Origin of the sequence: Sulfurospirillum arsenophilum NBRC 109478 (assembly GCF_000813345.1) — a bacterium.
Taxonomy (GTDB): domain Bacteria; phylum Campylobacterota; class Campylobacteria; order Campylobacterales; family Sulfurospirillaceae; genus Sulfurospirillum; species Sulfurospirillum arsenophilum.
This window is the reverse complement of record NZ_BBQF01000002.1, coordinates 556052-577402: the sequence shown is the minus strand read 5'-3', so window position 1 is coordinate 577402 and position 21351 is coordinate 556052. Positions and strand designations below refer to the sequence as shown.

21 protein-coding genes are annotated in these 21351 nt (G+C 39.4%); 15 read left to right on the top strand and 6 right to left on the bottom strand.

Annotation, left to right across the window (positions count from 1 at the left end; genetic code table 11):
* Genes yajC through SAR02S_RS07140 form a run of 12 tightly spaced genes read left to right on the top strand, consistent with a single transcriptional unit; the run spans position 1 to position 14143 of the window.
* Complete coding sequence (gene yajC / locus SAR02S_RS07195; RefSeq protein ID WP_041958219.1) at positions 1–276, top strand: preprotein translocase subunit YajC; 276 nt, start codon at positions 1–3, stop codon at positions 274–276.
* Positions 269–1852, top strand: a complete 1584-nt coding sequence (secD, locus tag SAR02S_RS07190) for a protein translocase subunit SecD (protein ID WP_041958217.1) — start codon at positions 269–271, stop codon at positions 1850–1852. Before yajC ends, secD begins: the two co-directional genes overlap by 8 nt.
* Entirely contained in the window at positions 1852–2823 is a 972-nt protein-coding gene (gene secF / locus SAR02S_RS07185; protein WP_041958215.1) for a protein translocase subunit SecF, read from the top strand. Before secD ends, secF begins: the two co-directional genes overlap by 1 nt.
* 15 nt (positions 2824–2838) lie before the next feature.
* Complete coding sequence (gene leuS / locus SAR02S_RS07180; protein ID WP_041958213.1) at positions 2839–5286, top strand: leucine--tRNA ligase; 2448 nt, start codon at positions 2839–2841, stop codon at positions 5284–5286.
* Position 5287: 1 nt separating this feature from the next.
* Positions 5288–5806, top strand: a complete 519-nt coding sequence (lptE, locus tag SAR02S_RS07175) for an LPS assembly lipoprotein LptE (RefSeq protein WP_041958211.1) — start codon at positions 5288–5290, stop codon at positions 5804–5806.
* Complete coding sequence (locus tag SAR02S_RS07170; protein WP_041958209.1) at positions 5790–7334, top strand: GGDEF domain-containing protein; 1545 nt, start codon at positions 5790–5792, stop codon at positions 7332–7334. Before lptE ends, SAR02S_RS07170 begins: the two co-directional genes overlap by 17 nt.
* On the top strand, positions 7334–8488 hold the full coding sequence (locus tag SAR02S_RS07165; RefSeq protein ID WP_041958207.1) for a glutamate ligase domain-containing protein: 1155 nt from the start codon (positions 7334–7336) through the stop codon (positions 8486–8488). The genes SAR02S_RS07170 and SAR02S_RS07165 overlap by 1 nt, the downstream gene beginning before the upstream one ends.
* A complete protein-coding gene (locus tag SAR02S_RS07160; RefSeq protein ID WP_041958205.1) occupies positions 8478–9380 on the top strand; it encodes a peptidoglycan DD-metalloendopeptidase family protein in 903 nt (300 codons plus the stop codon). Before SAR02S_RS07165 ends, SAR02S_RS07160 begins: the two co-directional genes overlap by 11 nt.
* A complete protein-coding gene (locus SAR02S_RS07155) occupies positions 9317–9715 on the top strand; it encodes a bactofilin family protein (protein WP_041958203.1) in 399 nt (132 codons plus the stop codon). The genes SAR02S_RS07160 and SAR02S_RS07155 overlap by 64 nt, the downstream gene beginning before the upstream one ends.
* Complete coding sequence (gene mfd / locus SAR02S_RS07150; RefSeq protein WP_041958200.1) at positions 9716–12685, top strand: transcription-repair coupling factor; 2970 nt, start codon at positions 9716–9718, stop codon at positions 12683–12685.
* Positions 12682–13488 (top strand): TIGR00282 family metallophosphoesterase, encoded by an 807-nt coding sequence (locus SAR02S_RS07145; protein WP_041958198.1) that lies wholly within the window; start codon positions 12682–12684, stop codon positions 13486–13488. Before mfd ends, SAR02S_RS07145 begins: the two co-directional genes overlap by 4 nt.
* On the top strand, positions 13481–14143 hold the full coding sequence (locus SAR02S_RS07140; RefSeq protein ID WP_041958196.1) for a 3-methyladenine DNA glycosylase: 663 nt from the start codon (positions 13481–13483) through the stop codon (positions 14141–14143). Before SAR02S_RS07145 ends, SAR02S_RS07140 begins: the two co-directional genes overlap by 8 nt.
* Positions 14144–14158: 15 nt before the next feature.
* Here the strand turns inward: SAR02S_RS07140 and SAR02S_RS07135 are convergent, their stop codons facing one another.
* The 3 genes from SAR02S_RS07135 to rpmB all read right to left on the bottom strand — a co-directional run bounded on the left by SAR02S_RS07135 (position 14159) and on the right by rpmB (position 15911).
* Entirely contained in the window at positions 14159–14386 is a 228-nt protein-coding gene (locus SAR02S_RS07135; RefSeq protein ID WP_041958194.1) for an HP1242/YdcH family protein, read from the bottom strand.
* Between the two features lie 55 nt (positions 14387–14441).
* Positions 14442–15632 (bottom strand): bifunctional glutamate N-acetyltransferase/amino-acid acetyltransferase ArgJ, encoded by a 1191-nt coding sequence (gene argJ / locus SAR02S_RS07130; protein ID WP_041958192.1) that lies wholly within the window; start codon positions 15630–15632, stop codon positions 14442–14444.
* Positions 15633–15722: 90 nt separating this feature from the next.
* Positions 15723–15911, bottom strand: a complete 189-nt coding sequence (gene rpmB / locus SAR02S_RS07125) for a 50S ribosomal protein L28 (RefSeq protein WP_012857374.1) — start codon at positions 15909–15911, stop codon at positions 15723–15725.
* Between the two features lie 148 nt (positions 15912–16059).
* On the opposite strand from rpmB, the gene rpe reads away from it, so the two are divergent.
* Genes rpe through SAR02S_RS07110 form a run of 3 tightly spaced genes read left to right on the top strand, consistent with a single transcriptional unit; the run spans position 16060 to position 18095 of the window.
* On the top strand, positions 16060–16701 hold the full coding sequence (gene rpe / locus SAR02S_RS07120) for a ribulose-phosphate 3-epimerase (RefSeq protein ID WP_041958189.1): 642 nt from the start codon (positions 16060–16062) through the stop codon (positions 16699–16701).
* 3 nt (positions 16702–16704) lie between these two features.
* Positions 16705–17292, top strand: a complete 588-nt coding sequence (locus SAR02S_RS07115; RefSeq protein WP_041958187.1) for a phosphoribosylanthranilate isomerase — start codon at positions 16705–16707, stop codon at positions 17290–17292.
* The gene (locus tag SAR02S_RS07110; RefSeq protein ID WP_052433559.1) at positions 17289–18095 is read left to right on the top strand and encodes a 3'-5' exonuclease; all 807 of its coding nucleotides are present in this window, start codon (positions 17289–17291) and stop codon (positions 18093–18095) included. Before SAR02S_RS07115 ends, SAR02S_RS07110 begins: the two co-directional genes overlap by 4 nt.
* Here the strand turns inward: SAR02S_RS07110 and SAR02S_RS07105 are convergent.
* The 3 genes from SAR02S_RS07105 to SAR02S_RS07095 all read right to left on the bottom strand — a co-directional run bounded on the left by SAR02S_RS07105 (position 18076) and on the right by SAR02S_RS07095 (position 21327).
* A complete protein-coding gene (locus SAR02S_RS07105; protein ID WP_041958185.1) occupies positions 18076–18600 on the bottom strand; it encodes a gamma carbonic anhydrase family protein in 525 nt (174 codons plus the stop codon). The genes SAR02S_RS07110 and SAR02S_RS07105 overlap by 20 nt on opposite strands.
* Complete coding sequence (locus SAR02S_RS07100; RefSeq protein ID WP_041958184.1) at positions 18600–20711, bottom strand: RNA degradosome polyphosphate kinase; 2112 nt, start codon at positions 20709–20711, stop codon at positions 18600–18602. The genes SAR02S_RS07105 and SAR02S_RS07100 overlap by 1 nt, the downstream gene beginning before the upstream one ends.
* A 73-nt stretch (positions 20712–20784) precedes the next feature.
* Positions 20785–21327: a putative metalloprotease CJM1_0395 family protein gene (locus tag SAR02S_RS07095; protein ID WP_041958182.1), complete on the bottom strand. Its 543-nt coding sequence runs from the start codon at positions 21325–21327 to the stop codon at positions 20785–20787.
* Positions 21328–21351: the final 24 nt, after the last annotated feature.

Genomic DNA, 21351 nt, shown 5'->3' with positions numbered 1-21351 from the left:
ATGCAAGGTTCTGCAAGTTTACTCTCTTCTTTACTTCCACTCGTTGTTCTTTTCGCAATTTTTTATTTTCTTGTGATTAGGCCGCAACAAAAACAGGTGAAAAAACACAAAGAAATGCTTGAAGCACTTCAAAAAGGTGATAAAGTTATTACCAGTGGTGGTTTAATCTGTGAAGTCGTGAAACCTGAAGAAGATTCTATCAAAGTTAAGCTTAATGATGAAGGCGTCATGGTGAAGATTTCAAGAGAATATATTGCAAAGAAAATCGATGCCTAGTGGTAAATTCAATTACCGTTTAGTCATTTTTCTCATTGCAATTATCTTTGGAGTAGGCATGTCAATGCCTACTTTTTTGCAAAGTGAAAAAGGGGCTAAAATTGCTTTGGGTCTTGATCTTCAAGGCGGTCTTCATATGCTTTTAGGTGTAAAAACGGAAGAAGCTATCAAATCAAAAGTTAAATCTATTGCTTCCAGTATCAAGTTTTTTGCGCAAAGTAATGACATTATTATTGATGATTTTCGTCTTGATGAAGAGGTGCTCTCTTTCACACTTCTTGACAAAGATGAAGAGAAAAAAATTGATGAAATGCTTAAAACTGTCAGTGGCTTGCACGTTCAAAAAGAAGCTTTACGTTACTCTTTAAACCTAACAGATCAAGAAAAAACAATTATTAAAGAGTATGCTATTTCTCAAGCTGTTGAGACAATTCGTAATCGTTTGGATCAATTTGGTTTAGCGGAACCCAATGTTGCAAAACAAGGAAGTGATAAAATTTTGGTCGAACTTCCAGGTATTAAAACAGCGGAAGATGAGCAACGTGCTCGTGAGTTGATCGCAAAAGCAGCACATTTGCAACTGATGGCCGTTGATGAAAAAAAACGTGATCGTGCGAATAGTATGAGTCCTACAGAGGCAGCTCAATACGGTGATGTTATTTTAAGTGATGCAAGAGGCGATAATATTCGCCATATTCTCAAAGAGATTCCTATCATCGATGGCAGCATGCTTACCGATGCCAAAGTAGCTTTTAGTGACATGCATCAACCTGTGATTAACTTTACCCTTAACTCTGAGGGTGCAAAAATTTTTGGTGATTTCACAGCCAATAATATTGGCAATCGTTTAGCAATTGTTTTAGATAATAAAGTCTATTCTGATCCTGTTATTCGTGAACGAATTGGTGGAGGAAGTGGTCAGATTAGCGGTGGCTTTAGTGTTAAAGAGGCGCACGATGTGGCTATTGCACTTCGTAGTGGTGCTCTTTTAGCCCCCGTTACACTCCTTGAAAAACGAAGTGTGGGACCATCTTTAGGTGCAGATAGTATTCAAGCAAGTTCTATTGCTTTAATCTCTGGATTTATTCTTATTGTTGGATTTTTAATAGTTTATTATCATATGGCGGGTGTTTTTGCTAGCTTTGCGCTTTTAGTAAACTTTCTCTTATTGATTGCCATTATGGCACTTTTTGGAGCAACGCTTACGTTACCAGGTATGGCAGGTATTGTTCTAAGCCTTGGTATGGCCGTGGATGCAAACGTTATTATCACCGAACGGATTCGTGAACTCTTGCGTCAAGGTGTCGCCATTAGACAATCTGTCGAAAAAGGGTATGAAAATGCTATGAGTGCCATTGTTGATGGTAACTTAACGCTAGCCGTTTCTTCTGTGATCCTTTATGTGTACGGTACAGGGCCAATTAAAGGCTTTGCAATCAGTATGCTTATTGGTAACTTGATTTCGATGTTGACAGCAATTTTAGGTACACATGGAATGTATGAAGCGTTGATGTCTTATATTGAAAAAAATCATAGTATTAATTTTTGGTTTGGCATGAAAAAGAGAGGTCACTAATGGAGTTTTTTTCAAAAGGTAAAATTTACAATTTTATGAAATATGCACGTCTCTTCGTGCTATCAACACTTTTTTTAGCGTTTGTCTCTGTTATCCTTGTCTTTACAAAAGGATTTAATTACGGTGTTGATTTTGTAGGTGGAACCGTTGTTCAGCTCAAGTATGATGCAAAAGCTCCTCTTGATAAAATCAGAGAAGACCTTGCAAAAGACAAAATGTTTGCAGGAGCTCAAATTACAGAATTTGGCTCAGCTGAAGAGATTGTCATTCGTTTTGCAGCTGTGAGCGATAGTGTTGGGCAAGATATTGGGGATCATATTAGAGTACTTTTAAAAGACACCGGTTCTTTTGATATACGAAAAGTGGATATTGTAGGGCCAAAAATAGGAAGTGAACTACGATCAAAAGGTATTATATCAGCGATTTTAGCGATGATCGGTATTTTGATTTATGTTGCCGTACGTTTTGAGTGGAAATTTGCTATTGCTTCTATTATTACATTAGCTCATGATATTACCATTACATTGGGAGCAATTATTCTTTTTGATATTGAGTTTAGCCTTGATGTTTTAGCGGCCGTTTTAACATTGATTGGTTACTCGCTTAACGATACCATTATTATTTTCGATCGTATTCGAGAAGAGCTTGATGAGACTAAAAATATGAATTTCTCTGAGATTATTGATATTTGTGTTTCTAAAACACTCTCTCGTACAATCATTACTTCTCTACTTGTTTTCTTTGTTGTCCTAACCCTTTACGTTTTTGGTGGAGAAATTATTAATGGCTTTAGTTTTACAATGTTACTCGGTGTTATTATCGGTACATACAGCTCTATTTTTATCTCAGCACCATTTTTAACGTTGATTGGTTTTAGTGTTGAAAAATACAAAGAGAAGATTGCGATCAAAGAGAAAAATAGAATTGAAAAGAACAAAATGCGTTCACAGTATGAAAAAGGTACCGTGTAATTTGATGGAGAGAAGATGCAATACAATCCTTTAGAACTTGAAAAAAAATGGCAGCAAACGTGGGAACAAACCAATGCGTTTGAACCCCTTGCTGATATGAGCAAAAAGAAAAAATATATTTTAAGCATGTTCCCGTATCCGAGTGGACGTATCCACATGGGACATGTTCGCAACTATACTATTGGCGATGCCATAGCGCGTCATCACCGCAAAAATGGTTTTAATGTTTTGCATCCAATCGGTTGGGATAGTTTTGGTATGCCTGCTGAGAATGCTGCGATTAAACATGGTGTTCATCCTAAAAAATGGACGTATGAGAATATAGACTACATGCGCAAAGAATTGGCTTCTTTAGGACTCTCTTTCTCTAAAAAAAGAGAATTTGCCGCAAGTGATGTACTCTATACCAAACATGAGCAACGCATTTTTATTGAGATGTTTAATAAAGGATTGGTGTATCAAAAAAGCGCCACACTAAACTGGTGTAATACGTGTCAAACGGTTTTAGCCAATGAGCAAGTCGAAGAGGGGTGTTGCTGGCGTTGTGATAACCCCGTAGAGCAGCGCTTACTTCCAGGTTACTACCTTAAAATTACGCAATACGCACAAGAATTACTCGATGATTGTGAAAAACTCCGCGAGGGATGGCCAAGTCAAGTTTTGACGATGCAAGAGAACTGGATCGGCAGAAGTGAAGGGTTAGAGTTTTCTTTTACACTCAGCGATGCTTCTAAGGCAAAACTGGGTAATCAATTTGAAAGCTACAAAGTTTTCACGACACGTCCTGATACGATTTATGGAGTCAGTTATTCTGCCCTTGCACCTGAACATGCAATTGTTAAATATTTGATTGAGCATAAGCTTTTAAGTGAAGAAAAAATTGCGCAAATTAAAAAGATGCAAAGTGTGGGTGCGCGCGATCGAGCTCAAGCTCCTAAAGAGGGTGTAAGTTTAGAACTTGACGTCATTCATCCTCTCACAGGTAAAAATGTACCTGTTTGGGTAGCAAATTTTGTCTTAATCGAGTACGGTGGGGGTGCAGTTATGGCTGTTCCTGCTCACGATGAGAGAGATTTTGAGTTTGCAACCAAGTATGATTTAGCGATTATCCAAAGCATTGAAAATAGTACACCGTTTGATGGAAGCGCAGCAACTACGGAGTATGGCACATTGGTCAATTCTGGTGAGTTTAGCGGACTTGATTCTAAAAGTGCTCAAAAGAAGATCATTGCGCATTTTGAAGCAAAAAAAATGGGCACCAAAGTCATTAACTATAAACTTCGTGACTGGGGTATTAGCCGTCAGCGTTATTGGGGTGCTCCAATTCCTATGATTCATTGTCCAAAATGTGGACTTGTACCAGAAAAGATTGAAAATCTTCCAGTGGCATTGCCTGATGATGTTGAGATTAAAGGAGAAGGCAATCCTCTCGATAAACACCCCACATGGAAGCACACCAAATGTCCTACATGTAATGGCGAAGCTGTTCGTGAAACCGATACCATGGATACCTTTTTCCAATCAAGTTGGTACTTCTTACGTTATACCACTGATCCATCCTTATGGAATGACGTGCCATTTGATAAAGAGAGTGCAAACTACTGGATGAATGTCGATCAATACATTGGTGGCATTGAACATGCGATTCTGCATCTACTGTATTCACGTTTCTTTACAAAAGTACTACGTGATCTTGGATATGTGAGTTGTGATGAGCCATTTGCAAATTTACTAACGCAAGGAATGGTGCTTAAAGATGGCTCAAAAATGAGCAAATCTAAAGGTAATACGGTTGATCCTGATGCAATCATTAAAACCTATGGTGCGGACACTGCGCGTCTTTTCATTCTTTTTGCTGCTCCTCCTCAAAAAGAGTTAGAGTGGAACGATAGTGCGGTTGAGGGTGCTTTTAGATTTTTGAAACGTTTTGCACAAAAGAGCGAAAATGCGATTACATGTAAAGCAATTCCGAGTATAGAGCATGCTTCGCTTTGCAAAGAATCCAAGTATGCACGTAAGAAAGTCTATGAAGCACTTAAAAAATCAAATGAGATATATGAGGGAAGTTACACTTTCAATACGTTGATTGCAGCATCTATGGAAGCCCTAAATGCGCTGAATGATCAAAATGATTCAGCGGTATGGTCTGAGGGGTATTTTGTACTTCTCAATATCTTAGAGCCCATTGTTCCACACATAAGCTGGGAAATGAGTGAAGCTCTTTTTGGTTGCGTAAATTTAGCTCCTATTGCACTTAAAGAAGAAGTTTTTGTAGAAGATAGTATGATTTTAGCAGTAACAGTTAATGGCAAGAAACGCTCAGAAATTGAAGTAGAAACAACTATTTCAAAAGAAGAGGCTTTGCGCCTAGGTAAAGAGAGTGTCTCAAAATGGTTAGAGGGAAGTGAACTCATTAAAGAGATTTATGTTCCTAATAAATTGATTAACTTGGTGGTAAAGTAATATGAAACAACTTTTTCTTGGACTCTTGATAGCAGCTTTTATCAGCGGATGCAGTTATAAACCATCATCCTATTATGCAAAGCAAGCGTTAGGCAATAAAATATATGCAGAAGTTACGATCTCAAGACAAGATCCAAGAAATAGTGTTTTAATAAAAGATGCTGTTAATGAAGCTATTGTTAGTCGTTTTAGTGGTAAATTGACTGTAAAAGAACAGGCAGATAGCGTTTTACATGTAAAGATTCAGTCTATCTCTTTTTCACCGACAGTCTATGATAGATATGGATATGTTATCGCTTACAAAGCCACGGTTATCTTAGCTATGAACTATGAAAGCAACGTTACTAAAAAAGTCGAAAAATTAACAGCTTCCGGAGAGTATGACTTCTCTATTGAAGCCAATAGTGTTATTTCTGACACGAATCGCTTTGAAGCTATCCGTTATGCTGCAACCGATGCTTTAAATGAGTTTGTTTCTAAGATAGCGATAAAAGGACTCCGAGATGGCAACAACGATTAATGAAATTATTAGGGATTCGCTAGAGCTTATCAAAGCAGAACATCTTAATTTAACACCTGATAATTATGCCAAAGTCTTCTGTAAAGTAGCTAAGCAAAAAGGTGTGATTGTTGAAGACTGCCAAAAAGTTGATAAATACACAAAAAAGCTAGATCCTAATATTGTGACCGATATGAAACGTTTTAATATTGGGAATATTGACGAACTTCTTGCCTTTTTGGTTGCAAAACTTAATCGTGCCAATGAAGGAGACGCACTTAAAATGGTCAATACTTTGGCCACTTTGACCAAACGTGTACTTCAGGCTATCACCCTTTTGCACGATACGAAAGCAACCAGTCTTGCGAATGCTTCGCTAGAACGTCTCGATTTTCATCAAAATTTACAGTCCATTGACCTTGTGAAAGAAAAATGGTTTGATTTTATTTCTAACTATGATGATAGCTATCTCAAAAAATTAGATGCATTTGGGCATGTTACGAAAGATGATCTTGAAGTGATGGTTCGAGACTTAATTAAAATTTTGAGCAAAGATGACAGCACTGAACTTTATAAAACATTGGTTCCTTTAATTATTGCGTCACTTTCACCGTCTATTGCATCGGGCATGAATGATGAGTTAGCGTCTATTAGCAATGAATTGCGCAATTCTCCCGATGCTCTAGGAACGCCTGCTCTTCAACAAGAGATTAAGCATTTGATTAGCAAGCGTATTGATCTTGATAAGGCGGAAGTGCAGAAAAAAGTTGCAGCCCTCGATAAAATTCTTGATGAGATCAATAAAAAGATTCTTGAACTCATCCAAAGCAGTAACTTTAGCCATGAACAGGTTAAAGTGATTAAAAAAGATTTGCAAAGTATCAATTTTCAACAAGATAGCTTTGAGACTGTGCAAGTCAAACTTCTCAATATTGCCTCCTCTTTAGAGAGTGAGACTAGATCATTGAGTGAGAAGATGATCAGCAATCAAGAGACTATAACGAAACTTCAAAACCGTATTTCTAAACTCGAATCAGCACTCTTGGTTGCTAAACAAGAGGTCAAAGAAGATTATCTTACCCATGTGGCAACCAAAAGAGCCCTTGCCAATGAGATGAATCGCGTTGAAGATGCTTTTATGCGCTATAAAATTGACTACACGCTTTGCTTTATTGACATTGATCACTTTAAAATGGTCAATGATACGTATGGCCATGAAGCAGGGGATGTTATTCTCTCAACCGTGGGAAAAATTTTACGCAAATACATTCGCCAAGTTGATTTTGTAGGACGTTATGGTGGCGAAGAGTTCTTAGTGATTCTTCCAAGTACCGAACTTGCGCAAGCGATTCATTTTGCCGATAAAATTCGAGCCATTGTCGAGCAGTTTAAATTTCTCTATAAAAATGAACGTATCAATGTGACCGTAAGTTGTGGTGTCTCTCAACGCTCACAACAAAAGTCTAAAGATGAAACACTGAGTGCAGCAGATGGCTTTTTATACAAAGCTAAAGAAGCAGGTCGTAATCAAGTGATGCCTGTGCTTTAATGCAACTCGAACTATTTTTAGAAACCAAACCGCTTTTTTATGATGAGATTGATTATGCGCGTATGCCCAAAGCGTACCAAAGCATTCAATCTCATTTTAAACTTCCAAAAATCATTCATCTTGTTGGTACTAATGGAAAGGGAACAACAGGACGTTTTTTAGCACATATGCTTCTCGCAAATGGTTTACATGTAGGGCACTATTCTTCTCCGCATATTCTGAAATTTAACGAGCGTATTTGGCTCGATGGTAAAGATGTGGACGATGTTCTTTTAGAGCAAACCCATCAAACATTGCTTGCATTGTTAGAGCCATCCATAGCGCAATCTCTCTCTTATTTTGAATACACTACTCTTTTAGCGATGAGTATTTTCTCCAAGCAGTGCGATTATGTTGTCCTCGAAGCTGGCCTTGGCGGCGAATACGATGCCACCAATGTTTTCCCTAAATGCCTCTCAATTATTACACCGATTGGGCTAGATCATCAATCTTTTCTAGGCGAAAGTATTGAGGAAATTGCACAAACAAAGATTAACAGTGCAACCACAGATATAGTTTTAGCAAAACAGTATGATGCTAAAGTCTATCCTATAGCGCTTCGCAAGTCGCAAGAGCTTCAGAGCCAACTTTACTGTGTTGAAACATTTTTTGATGAAGCGACGAAGGAAGCTTTGAGTGCATTTGGTACGAAGTATAACTTGCCCGCTTATTTGCAAGAAAATTTTAAAACAGCACTTTGCGCATTAAATATTCTGGGGTATGATAGTAATCTTAAAACTTTTTTACCAACGGTTTTACAAGGGCGTTGCCAAAAATTAATGCCCAATGTCACCCTAGATGTAGGGCACAATGTCATGGCAGCAGAGGCATTGGTTGAGAGTTTAGGCAAAAAAAAGGTTATGTTGGTCTATAATAGTTACAAAGATAAAGATTTTAAAACGATTTTAGCGATTTTAAAACCAATTATCAAAGAGATTTTAGTGATTGAAATTGACAGCCCTCGGGCTGCACAGAAGAGTGATTTATACGATGCAGCAAAGGCATTAAAGCTTCCTATCTCTTCTTTTTCTGCCATTAAAAGCGATAAAGAGTATTTGGTATTTGGCTCTTTTTCTGTTGTTGAGGCATTTTTAAAGGTTTTATGTGAAGAATAAATTTACCGTTACGATTTCAGATGTGCATGGTGCACGGCACTTTTTGTTGCATCAGATCATTAAGAAATTTTTGCTCTACTTTACGTTGTTTGTTGCCTTGGTTATTTTAGTGGGCAGTTTTGTGATTTTATTTTTAATGCACGAGGTTTCATCCCTTGAAGGGAAAAAAGAGAGTGCAATCCAAGAACGCAATGTATTGCTAGCCCAAAATGACTCTCTACAAGAAGAGATCTCAGAAAAATCAAAAGAGTATGAAGCGATTCGCGATAAAATAAGTAATGTTGAAGAACTGATTGGTCTGCGAGTGAACGATGAAGACAATCTTGATACCAGATTGGAAGAGATTGACTTAGCCGCTTTACAGCAAAAGACTTTTTTTGATAATATCCCTAGTGGCGATGTTATGGCATACAGTGAGTTTTCATCGCGCTTTGGTTGGCGAGAAAATCCTATTTTAAAACGTAAAGAATTTCATGCGGGTACTGATTTGCGCACACCTATAGGAACACCCATTTTAGCACCGGCTGATGGTGTTGTAAAATTTGTTCAGTACAATCAAAATAGTGGCTATGGCAATGTTGTCTCTCTCAGCCATAATTATGGATTTGAAAGTTATTATGCACACTTACTCAATAAACCTATTGTTAAAGAAGGACAGTTTGTTAAAAAAGGTGATGTGATTGCCTATTCTGGAAACAGCGGTATGTCCACAGGTCCACATTTACATTATGAAATTAAGTTTATAGGACGTCTTTTAGACCCTGAACCTTTTTTAAGGTGGAAGGGTGCTAACTTTAAAGAAATCTTTCAAAAGGAGAAGAGAGTCACATGGGAATCTTTAATAAAGTTGATCAATTCACAACAACAGTACCCGCTTCCGAAACAACCATAGTAGCCAGTGGAGCCAAAATTGAGGGTATTTTTAACTGCCAAACACGCTTACATGTAGATGGCGAGATTATCGGTAAAATCCTCTCTGATAGTATCGTGACTATTGGCAAACAAGGAAAAATTAACGGTGAAATCAATGCAAGCCGTTTAATTATCAACGGTCTTTTTGAAGGCAATGCCAATTGCGACAATGTTGAAGTGTTAGAAGGTGGCAAATTTTTAGGAAAAGTCATTGCCAAAGAGCTTGTCATCGAAGCAAAAGCTATTTTTGAAGGTGAAAGTAAAATTAAAATGGAGAGTGTGGAAGCACCTTCATATGAAGAACAAAGGGATTGATTGTTACAAGCTGCGTGTTATGAATTTTTTCAGACCAAAAATGACCTCCAACTTTTAGGTGTTAAAGGCGAAAAAGAGGCTTTCTTAGCCTCCGAAGTAGCCCTTTACCTTGGTAAAAAAAGCTACGTTCTACCCGATCTTAGAGCCAATATGGGCGATGATCTGCTCTCTTTTCATGAAGAGATGGTGGATCTTTTACGCGTACTTCATGCGTTTTACCAAGATCACTCTACCAAAAAAGTTTTAATTGCACCTCTGCGTACGCTTCTAACGCCACTTCCAAAAGCTGAACTTTTTAGCACTTTTGTCCTTGAATTTGGGATGCGTTTGCATTTGGAACGCTTTCGTGAGCAGATGTTTTACTGGGGTTATCTTGCGGTAGATGTAGTACAAGGTAAAGGTGAAATTTCCATTCGTGGAGACATCATCGACATTTTCCCTCCCGATAGTGAAAAAGCTCTTCGTCTCAGTCTTTTTGATGATGAAGTAGAGAGCATTCGTTTCTTTGACTGCGAAAGCCAAAAAAGTGCCAAAGAGGAATTGGAAAGCTATACACTTTTCCCTGCACTTTTTGCACTGGATGAAGAGCGCCATACCCTGATGCAAAAACGCATAGATTCGCTTAAAAGTGACAGTTTTACCAAAGATATTCACTCTCTTGGACTTTGGGTACTTGGAGAGAGTGGAGCTGTTTATACCGAGAGTTTTAAAACTTTTTTGAGTGCTGACGCGGTAGAAGAACTGGGTGAGATCGCACTGTTTGATGAAGAGGGTGCTAAAAGTCTGCAAAATCTTCCTCACATACCCGAAGCGAAAAGTTACCGTGAAATTGCACCCTCCAATGTTAAAACATTTATAGAACTCCATCAAAAAAAGAAAATTACACTCTTAGCTAAAAATGAAGTTTTACTACGCATGGTGGATGTGGACTCTTTGCATGTAAAATGGATTCAGAGTGAGCGCATTGTTAACATCATGAACTCCGAAGAGATTATCCTCTCTCTTAATAAACCTTCCATGAAACTCAAGCGTAAACGTGCCAATATCGTGCTCGATGAGCTTAAAAATGGCGATTATGTGGTGCATGAAAACTACGGTATTGGTATTTTCAAAGGACTTACTCAAGCCACAGTGTTGGGGGCAACCAAAGATTTTGTTTTGATTGAGTATCTAGGGGATGATAAGCTTTTATTGCCGGTTGAAAATTTACATGTAATCGATCGCTACATTGGTGAGAGCGGCGGTTTGGTCAGTGTTGATCGCCTTGGTAAGGGAAGTTTTCAAAAACTCAAAGCAAAAACCAGAGAACGTCTTTTAGAAATAGCGAGTGAAATTGTTGCTATTGCAGCTAAGCGTGAGATGGTTGATGGACTGAGTATAAAAGTAGAAGAGGGTGAGATGGCTCAGTTTGAGTCTGATGCCGGTTTTGCCTATACCGAAGATCAAAAGCGTGTCATCAATGAAATCTTGACTGATTTTAGCGGCGGCAAAATGATGGACAGACTCTTAAGTGGCGATGTAGGTTTTGGTAAAACCGAAGTGGCTATGAATGCCATCTTTGCAACCGTACGCAAAGGGTTTCAAGCCTTGCTTATTGCTCCTACGACACTTCTGTGTTCCCAACACTTTAAAAGCCTATCATCTCGTTTTGCAAAGTACAACATTAAAGTAGCTCAGTTAGATCGTTTTACAACAGCAGTGCAAAAGCAAGTCATTTTAAAAGAGCTCAAAAGCGGGGAGTTGCATGTGTGTGTGGGGACGCATTCACTTTTTGAAGTTGAACTGTTTAATCCAGCCCTTGTGGTGGTCGATGAAGAGCATAAATTTGGCGTAAAGCAAAAAGAAAAACTCAAAAATTTTAGAGAAAACGTGCATATCCTCTCAATGAGTGCCACTCCAATTCCGAGGAGTCTCAATATGGCGCTCAGTTCCATTAAACAGTACTCACAGCTTCTCACACCTCCAAATGATAGAGAAGATGTGCGAACCTTTGTTAAAGAGTACGATGCGAAGGTCATTAAAGAGGCGATTATTCGTGAGATGAGGCGCGGTGGACAGGTCTTTTTTGTTCACAACCGCATCGCGACCATCGAAGCTAAACGCAAAGAGTTACTCGGCATGATGCCAAATCTTCGCATCTTAACGCTTCACTCAGAGATCAGTGCAACGGTAACCGAAAAAGAGATGTTGCATTTTGAAGAGAAGGCGTATGATGTGCTTTTAAGTACCTCAATTATCGAATCAGGCATTCATATCCCTAATGTTAATACGATTATTATTGACTCCGCGGATCACTTTGGTATGGCAGATCTTCACCAACTTCGTGGTCGTGTGGGGCGTTCACGTCGTCAAGGGTTTTGCTATTTCTTGGTCAAAGATAAAGAAGTACTCTCGGAATCTGCTAAAAAACGCCTCATAGCCTTAGAATCGAATTCGTATTTGGGAAGTGGCTCAATCCTCGCATACCATGACCTTGAAATCAGAGGTGGCGGTAACTTGGTTGGCGAGGCACAAAGTGGTCATCTCAAAAATATTGGGTATTCACTTTATCTGCGAATGCTTGAAGATGCTATCAATGCGCTTTTGGGTAAAACTCCGATTGCTTCACGCGAAGTGGACATCAAACTTTCTATCAGCGCGTTTATCAGCGATACTTATATCACCGAAGATCGTGTACGATTAGAGCTTTACAGACGTCTGAGCAAATGTGGCAGCATTCACGATGTTTTAGAGATCGAAGAGGAAATGGTGGATCGTTTTGGCAAACTGGATGTTCCAACCAAGCAATTCTTACAACTCATTGAGATCAAAATTTTGGCGACAGGGCAAAACATTGTCCTTATCTCTAATTACGGACAGAACATCACCATCAAATACGAAGATGAAAAAAAGATCACCTTACAATCACGCAGTCGTGACGATGACGATGTCATTGCAACCGTGTTAACACATTTAAGGATCAAAGCGTGAGGGTAGGGTTTATTGGTGATATTGTAGGAAAACCTGGGCGAAGTATGCTTGAAAGTCATCTTCGAAAATTACGCAAAGAGTATGAGCTAGACTTCGTTATCGCTAATGGTGAAAATGCCAGTCACGGTTTTGGTTTAGGCTCGCTTCATGCCAAAGAGCTTTTTTCTTACGGAGCCGATATCCTCACGGGTGGAAATCACTCGTGGGATAAAAAAGAGATTATCTCACTTTTAGATGTGATGCCCATTCTTAGACCTTTAAATTACCCTGTGGGTGTTCCTGGACGAGGGGTGAGTGTTTTACATGTAAAGGATGAGAAGATTGCCATCATCAATGTCATGGGTCATTATGGCATGCCGATGGTTGAAAATCCTTTCTTGCGCGCCCAAAAAGTTGTTGAAGAACTTCGTGATGAAGGTGTTCAAACCATCATCATGGACTTTCATGCAGAAGTCACTTCAGAGAAGCGTGCTATGCATATGCTTTTAAAAGGAAAGGTGAGTGCCATTTTAGGTACCCACACGCACGTAGGAACGGATGATCTACTTATAGAAGAGGGAACATGCTATGTCACCGATGTTGGTCTTAGCGGGGCACGTGATGGCGTTATAGGCATGGATAAAGATGCTCCACTCAAACGTTTTCTTACAGGGCTTCCAGCTTCGCTTGAAATTCCCAAAAAATGCAAGAAAATTTTACAGATGGTCATCATGGAAATAGAAGAGGGCAAATGTGTTGAGGCTTTTAAATTGCGAGTGTTTGATGATCAAGAGCGCTTGATTGCAAGAGCTGTGCATGAATAGCTTTGATCTTTTAGTCGCACTCAAAAAACAAGGTTATCTTAAAACCACACGTGATCCTTTGTGGTGGCCACGTTCTGGCACGTTTTGGGTGGTCGTTGGTGCTATCTTAACCCAGCAAACCAAGTGGGAAAAAGTTGAAAAGAGTATGGAAAATTTAGAGCATCTAGGCATTGATAGTTTGGAAAAACTTTCCACTCTCGACATTGAACTTCTTTCAACGGCTATTCAACCTTCTGGTTTTTACAATACCAAAGCGAAAAACCTTTCTCTTTTATCCAAAGCAATCCTTGAATCATTTGGCTCTTTTGAGGTTTTTTCTGAAAATGTGGATCGTGAATGGTTGTTGTCGCAAAAAGGAATTGGTGAAGAGAGTGCGGATTCTATACTCTGCTATGCGTGTAAACAAGAAGCAATGGTTGTTGATGCGTATACGGCGCGTTTACTTGCAGGTTTTGGATACAGTTTTGAATCGTACGGAGCACTTCAAGAGTGGATGGTAGAGGGAATCGTGAACAACCAAACAAAAGTTAATCATCTCTATGGCAAAGAGATAGGTTTAAATGAGCTTTATGCACGTTTTCATGGAAAAGTTGTCGAGTTTTGTAAAGAAAAGAGTCGTGGGAAAATTGTTGACGTGGAAAGTTTGGGCATTTAAGCCCAAACAGGTTTTTTAGAGATTGTTCTCTTTTTTGTATGCAACGATAAGTGCATACGCTTCATCTTTAAGTCTAAGTTTCTCTTTTTTCATTGTCTCAAGCTCAGCATCACTGATATGTGCTCTACCTTCATCTGCATCGGTAATTTTTTGATCAAGTTCATTATGTTTTTCAAAAATTTTTGCAAAGTGTGCATTGTCAACTTTAAGTTTTGAGATAACTTCTCTGTATTCGTGTAGCATTGGGTCTCCTTTTATATTTGTTCTTTATTTTATCAAAAAGTGCTTAATTTTACGACTAGGTGCGATAATCCGCATTTATTTCAACATACTTATGCCCTAAATCACAGCCATAGGCAGTAAAACTAGCCTCTCCAACTCCGAGTTCGCAATGAATACGGAAAGAGTCTTTTTTCATAACAGCCGCTGCTTTTTTCTCCGCTTCAGCGTTCAGCGAGCGCTGATCTTTGCTGTAAATTAAGACATCGTCATAATGAATGACAAGGCTTTCTTCATTACAAGTAATTCTACTGGCTCCAATGGTCGAAGCAATACGTCCCCAGTTTGGATCTTCACCAAAAAGTGCTGTTTTGACAAGTAGAGAGTTACTAAGCGCTTTAGCTGCACGTTCTGCTTCAGCTTCAGTTTTCGCACCACTGACTTCAAATGCAACGACTTTCGTTGAACCTTCTCCATCGCGAACAAGCATAAGGCTAAGCTCTTTGGTAATCAGGCGAAGTGCTTCATTAAACGCCTCTTTATGGTACGCGCCACTCTGTTTAGAGCTTAGAAGTAGCACGGTGTCATTGGTCGAAGTATCGCCATCAACGCTGACGGCATTAAATGAATTCTCAATTGATGGCAATAAAAGCTCATCCATATCCATTTTAGGAATATTGGCATCCGTTAGAATAAAGCAAAGCATTGTTGCCATTGCAGGATTGATCATACCTGCACCTTTGCAGATGGCGGCAATATGAAAGAAACTACCATCTTCTAAAATCACCTTGAAACAAAGTTCTTTTTTGAAACTATCCGTCGTCATAATCGCCGAAGCAGTAGCGTGAGAATCTTTAGCATTAAAGTCAAATTTATCGAATGCTGTTGAAAGTTTGTCAACATTGAGACGGTACCCGATGACACCTGTGGAGCTCATAATTGGATTGTGCAAACTTGGAAATTTTGTCTTCAGTTTGCCAAAAAGCGTTTCAATATCTGCAATACCCTCCGCTCCTGTCATCGCATTTGCATTTTTAGCGTTCATCAAAATGAAATTGGTTTGAAATCCTTTTGGGTAGCGTAAAAAATGTTTAATGGGGGCAGCCTGAAAAATATTGGTTGTAAAAACTGCCGAAATATCGCACGGTTCGTTAGAGCGAATAAACGCAACATCATTATTGCCGTTTGGTTTAAACCCTGCGTGAACGCCTTGGCAGAAAAAACCAGCTACATTATCAAGTCCATTTTGAAGAGGAAGAATGGTAAACATGGGTAAACCCTTTAGGATTTTAGTGTGAAAGTATGAGGTAAGAGCAAAAACAATTAAGCAGCATAAAATTTCCCCGTAAAAGGAGAAATTTTAGCCGTTTTTCTTCATTGTACGAAGTGTCGAAGCAGCAATTCTAATTTTCTTAGTCGTTCCATCTTCAAGTGTCACACGGACAGTTCTAAGGTTTGGAAGGAATCTTCTTTTAGTTTTGTTGTTCGCATGGCTTACGTTGTTACCAACCATAGGGCCTTTTCCAGTAAGAGCACATTTTCTTGCCATATCGATATCCTTAAAATTTTTCGTGAATTGTACATGAAACAAGCAAAAGAAACGCTTAATTCAATGCAGCCTGAGATTATATCGAAAATATTATAAATTTTGATACAATTTCAATAAATTTTTTATGTTGATCGTATAAAGGCTAAATATGTTAGTTGCTCCAAGTATCCTTTCTGCTGATTTTGGTAAGTTAAGAGAAGAGATAGTATCGATTTGTGAAGCAGGATGTGATCTTGTGCATGTAGATGTTATGGATGGACATTTTGTACCCAATCTGACCATTGGACCCGTTGTGGTAAGCGCTGTTGCCAAGGCAGCTACTAAGCCATTGGACATTCATTTGATGGTGGAAAACAATACGTTTTTTGTCGATCTTTTTGCACCCTTAAAACCTAAATACATCTCTTTTCATATTGAAGAAGAGAAACATCCTCATCGTTTGATTCAGAAAATTCGAGACTTGGGTATTTCCCCAGCAATTGTTCTGAACCCTCACACGCCTCCCTCACATATCGAATATTTGCTGGAAGATTTGGATATGGTACTTTTAATGAGTGTCAACCCCGGCTTTGGTGGTCAAAAATTTATCCCAAGTGTTCTTGAAAAAGCACCTATCTTAAAAGAGATGATTTTAAAAAGAAATGCAAAAACACTTATCGAGGTTGATGGCGGAGTGAATAATCAAAACATTCACGCTTTAGCCAATGCGGGCGTGGATATTGTCGTCGCAGGTAATTATGTTTTTGGTTCGAACGATTATAAACATGCTATTGATGCTTTAAAAGTATAATATATGTGGGTCAAAATTTGTGGTATCACCAACCTTGAAGATGCTTTATGTGCAATAGACGCTGGAGCAGACGCACTTGGATTTGTTTTTTATCCAAAATCTCCTCGTTACATTACACCTCAAAATGCGAAAGCCATTGCAGAAAAATTGCCTTTACATGTAAAGAAAATCGGGCTTTTTGTAGATGTCACACCAGAGGAGATTGGCGTTACATGTAAAGAGGCACAGATGGATATGGCGCAGATCCATTTTGAGGTTGACAAAGATTTTTGGAGTGCGCTTAAAGTTCCCTATTTACGCGTTGTACGTGCGCGTGAAGCTTGTGAAATTGAACAATACAAAGGTTTGATTAGACTTGTGGATGCCTATGTTGAAGGCTACGGTGGAGCAGGGCAGAGGATCGATCTTTCATGGTTTGAAAATTCTGATTATGAGAATATCATCTTAGCGGGTGGTTTAACGCCTGAAAACATTGAGCAACTTAAACCTTTAGGCTTCTATGGGGTTGATGTCAGCAGTGGCGTGGAAAAAGCCAAAGGCATCAAAGATCACGATAAAGTAAGAGCCTTTATACAAAGAGCTAAAGCGTGAGAGCATTGGATAGCTACATCTATAAGATGACGCAAAAACCCATTTTTCACAAAGAGTTTTTTGCCAAAATGCACACGTTTAAAGAGCTTGAACATGTCGATGTCGAAGACCTTGACATGCTTAAACTTTTAGGACTTCCTATCACCAAGTACAATAACTATGCCTTTACCCTGGAAACAATTACAACGCCAATAGGTCAGGGAAAGTTTTGTGTGGTTGATATTGAAGCCAATGGCAGTAAGCCTACACTGCATCAGATCATTGAAATTGGTGCTGTGATGATTGAAAATGGCAAAGAGGTAGCACAGTTTTCCTCTTTGGTCAAAGCTGATATTTTGCCTGATAGCATCGAGCAGCTTACGGGCATTACGCTTGCAGAACTGCAACATGCACCTTCTTTAAACTCTGTATTGGAAGCATTTAGACTTTTTATTAAAGATGCCGTCTTTGTGGCACATAATGTTAATTTTGACTACTATTTTATCTCCTACGCACTTGAACAAGCAGGTTTCGGACCTCTTTTAAACCGCAGGCTTGATACGATCGATTTAGCGAAAAAATGCATCGAAGCACCTAAATATGGGCTGGGTGCTTTGACAGAATATTTGGGAATTGGGTTTGAAAACCATCACCGAGCACTGTGTGATGCACGCGCCACGGCGCAAGTGTTTTTTAAAGCGTTGGAGAAGTTGCCAGAAGGTGTTCAAACGGTAGAGCAGTTGATTGATTTCACTAAACCGCAAAATCAAAAAAAGAAGAAAAAAGAGAAGCCTGTTAAACCGTCTACTGGTACATCGCTTTAAATCGTACGTAATTATCGGCTGAATGGTAAAGCGATGCGATCTCCGCATCGTTTAACTCGCGTACAACTTTGGCTGGATTTCCCATAATGAGTGAACGTGGTGGAAAGACTTTATTCTTGGTCACCAATGAATTTGCTCCGACAATGGACTCTTTGCCAATCACTGCACCATCAAGTATCGTTGCACTCATTCCTATCAAACAAGCATCTTCAATAGTACAGCCATGCAGCATAACGCGGTGCGCTATGGTAACATCATCGCCGATGGTTGTGGCGAATCCATCACTACGATCTTCTTTTTTGAAATGTGTCACATGAATCATACTGAGGTCTTGGATGGATGTTCGCTTCCCAATGGAGATGGAATTGACATCGCCTCTGATGACGCAGCCAAACCAGACAGAACTTCCCTCACCGATGATCACGTCACCGATGATGTCAGCACTGGGGGCTACAAAAACATCCGAAGCGATGGAAGGCGTTGTACCTTGAAACTCCATTATCATCAACTCTCCTTGAAAAGGCGTTTTGCGAGTTTTTCTGCTTTGTGAGAACTGGTATCTTTCTTTTGTGCTTTGTAGATTTTATTCATATAATCTTCCAAAACGGTATGGTTATTGATAGCACGCTCATCGGATGGTTCAATCTCTGTGTATTCGCCATCGTTTCCAAGTGTCCAGCTTAGTACATTGTCATTGAGCTGAAGTTGTAAAATCTCAAAAAGCTTTTGTTGTAACGCTTTATCAAAAATCGGCGTCATAAGCTCTAACCTTCGCTCAAGATTACGAGGCATCCAGTCAGCACTTGAGATGAACGTTGTCGTTGGATCGCCATTTTTAAAGTAGAAAATACGAGCGTGTTCTAAGTACTTTCCAATGATAGATTTGACACGAATATTCTCACTAATCCCTTCAACCCCAGGTCTTAAACAACAGATACCACGAGCGATAATGTCGATTTGTACACCTTCCATCGAAGCATCGTAGAGAGCTTGAATAACATCAGAATCGACTAAAGAGTTCATCTTAACGATAATGCGTCCCTCTGTTCCATACTTGGCCTCATTGTTGATAAGACTAATGACTTTAGGCTTGATTTGTGTCGGTGACATAGAGAGCGTATCAAGTTTTTTATGCTTTGAAAAGCCCGATAAGATGTGAAAGAACATCGTGCCATCTTTCGCAAAATCCTCTTTACATGTAAAGAAACTGGTGTCGGTATAAACCTTCGCCGTAGCGCCGTTGTAGTTACCAGTGCTAAAGTGCATGTAAAATTTAAGCTTGCCATCTTCTTCTTGACGAATAACTTGTGCGATCTTGGCATGAACTTTAAAGCCCGTGATACCATAAACCACGTGCGCACCCGCTTGTTCCAATGCTTTTGCCCAGTGAAGGTTGTTTTCTTCATCAAAACGCGCTTTAAGTTCCACAACGGCGGTGACTTGTTTGCCTTCATTGGCTGCATCAATCAACGCTTGAACGATCTGTGAGTTTTTCTCTACACGGTACAGTGTCATACGAATCGAGACAACTTTAGGATCTTTAGATGCTTCACGAATAAGTCTTAACACGGGGTCAAAGCTCTCATATGGATGAAAGAGCAGAACATCGCCTTTGTCAATCACTTTAAAGACAGACTCACTGGTATCAAACGGTGGCAATATCTTTGGATTGTACGGTGGTAGTGCAAGATGCGAAAAGTCCTTATTGCCCACAATTTGCCAAAGTGCTCCAAGGTTGAGTGGAATTTTATACGTGTAAATATCTTTAAAGAAAATCTGCATATGTGAATTTAAGAAATTGAGTAGATCAGGATCCGCTCCTTCTTGGATATTAAGGCGTACAAAAGCACCTTTACGGCGTAGTTTTAGCCCTTGCTCCATAATCATCATAAAATCATCCGCTTCTTCTTCTTCGATGACCATGTCAGCATTTCTGGTAACTCTAAATGCCGCGGAAGCAATGAGTTTATAGCCAGGGAAAATCTCTTCCGTATGTTTTTTAACAATGGTTTCAATCGGCACATACGTGTTGTCTCCTGCTTGGAAAAAGCGTGGAAGTACGCGTGGAATGCGAATCATGCCGTATTTGTAGTTGCTCTCTTCTTCGCTCTCACTGTCTTGAAGTTTAACCGCGAGTGAAAAGCTAAGGTTATTAAGATGAGGGAATGGATGCGTTGCATTCACCGCAATGGGGACGATAACAGGCAAGATATTTGAGAAGAAATAATCATCTGAAAGTTTTGCCAGAGCTGGGTTTAAATCATCATAGTCTGTAATAAAAAGGTTCTCTTTTTCAAGGTCTTTTACGATCTCTTCGTAACTGCTCTGAATGACCTCTTTTTCGCTAGCAAGGTAGGTTCTGATTTCTCTGAGTTGATCGAGAGGTGTTTTTTGATCCGCTCCCGTTTCGATAACACCAGCGCTAAAAAGCTGTTTGAGTCCTGCAACACGAATCATATAAAATTCATCAAGGTTGGTTGCATAAATAGCTAAAAATTTGAGTCGCTCAAAAAGGGGTAATTCTTTTTTCATGGATTGAGTAAGGACTCTGGTATTAAATTTGAGCCATGAAAGCTCACGGTTAAGGTACATACTAGAGTCAGTTAAATCAGGCACGTTCTATCCTTTTTAAAAAGTACTAATTATTTTATCAGAAAAAAGTTATAAAAAGGTAACGGTGTGTGATTAATTATGCATAATTTGAAAGAAGTGAGGTGGTATTTTCATTATTGGCAGATGAATAGCTCTCTTTGGCCTTCGCTAACAGTTCCTCTTGTTGAAGACGTGAGACTTGAAGTCTAGCCATCATTTGAAGCATGGATGCTGTGGCAGCGACTTGGTAGTCTGTGGCACTAGGGTCTGCGGGGGCAAGTGCGGCGGTACGTACCGTTTGCATTTTTGTTACCGTGTTTTCAGGGGTACTCCCTTCAGATGTATCAATGCCAACTTCGCCACCTACAGCATAGAGTCTTTTATCGGGAGCTTGTGCATAGGTAAAAACGGCGCCACCGCGAATAACCCCTCCACCTGCTGCGATATGAGCACTCTCGTGTGCTCGTACGGCAGTATCGGTGGCTTGAAGCTCTGCTATTAAGGCTTGTTCGGAAGCTGTAAGTTCTGTAGAATTTTCATCTTTTTTTTCAGATGTAGCGGACGTAGTTGTAGTGTTTGATGACAGAGGAGTGTTGTTAATGTGTACATAAGAGGCGTTTAAAAAGCTATCTATTTGCATAGTATCCTCCTAAAACGAGTCTAT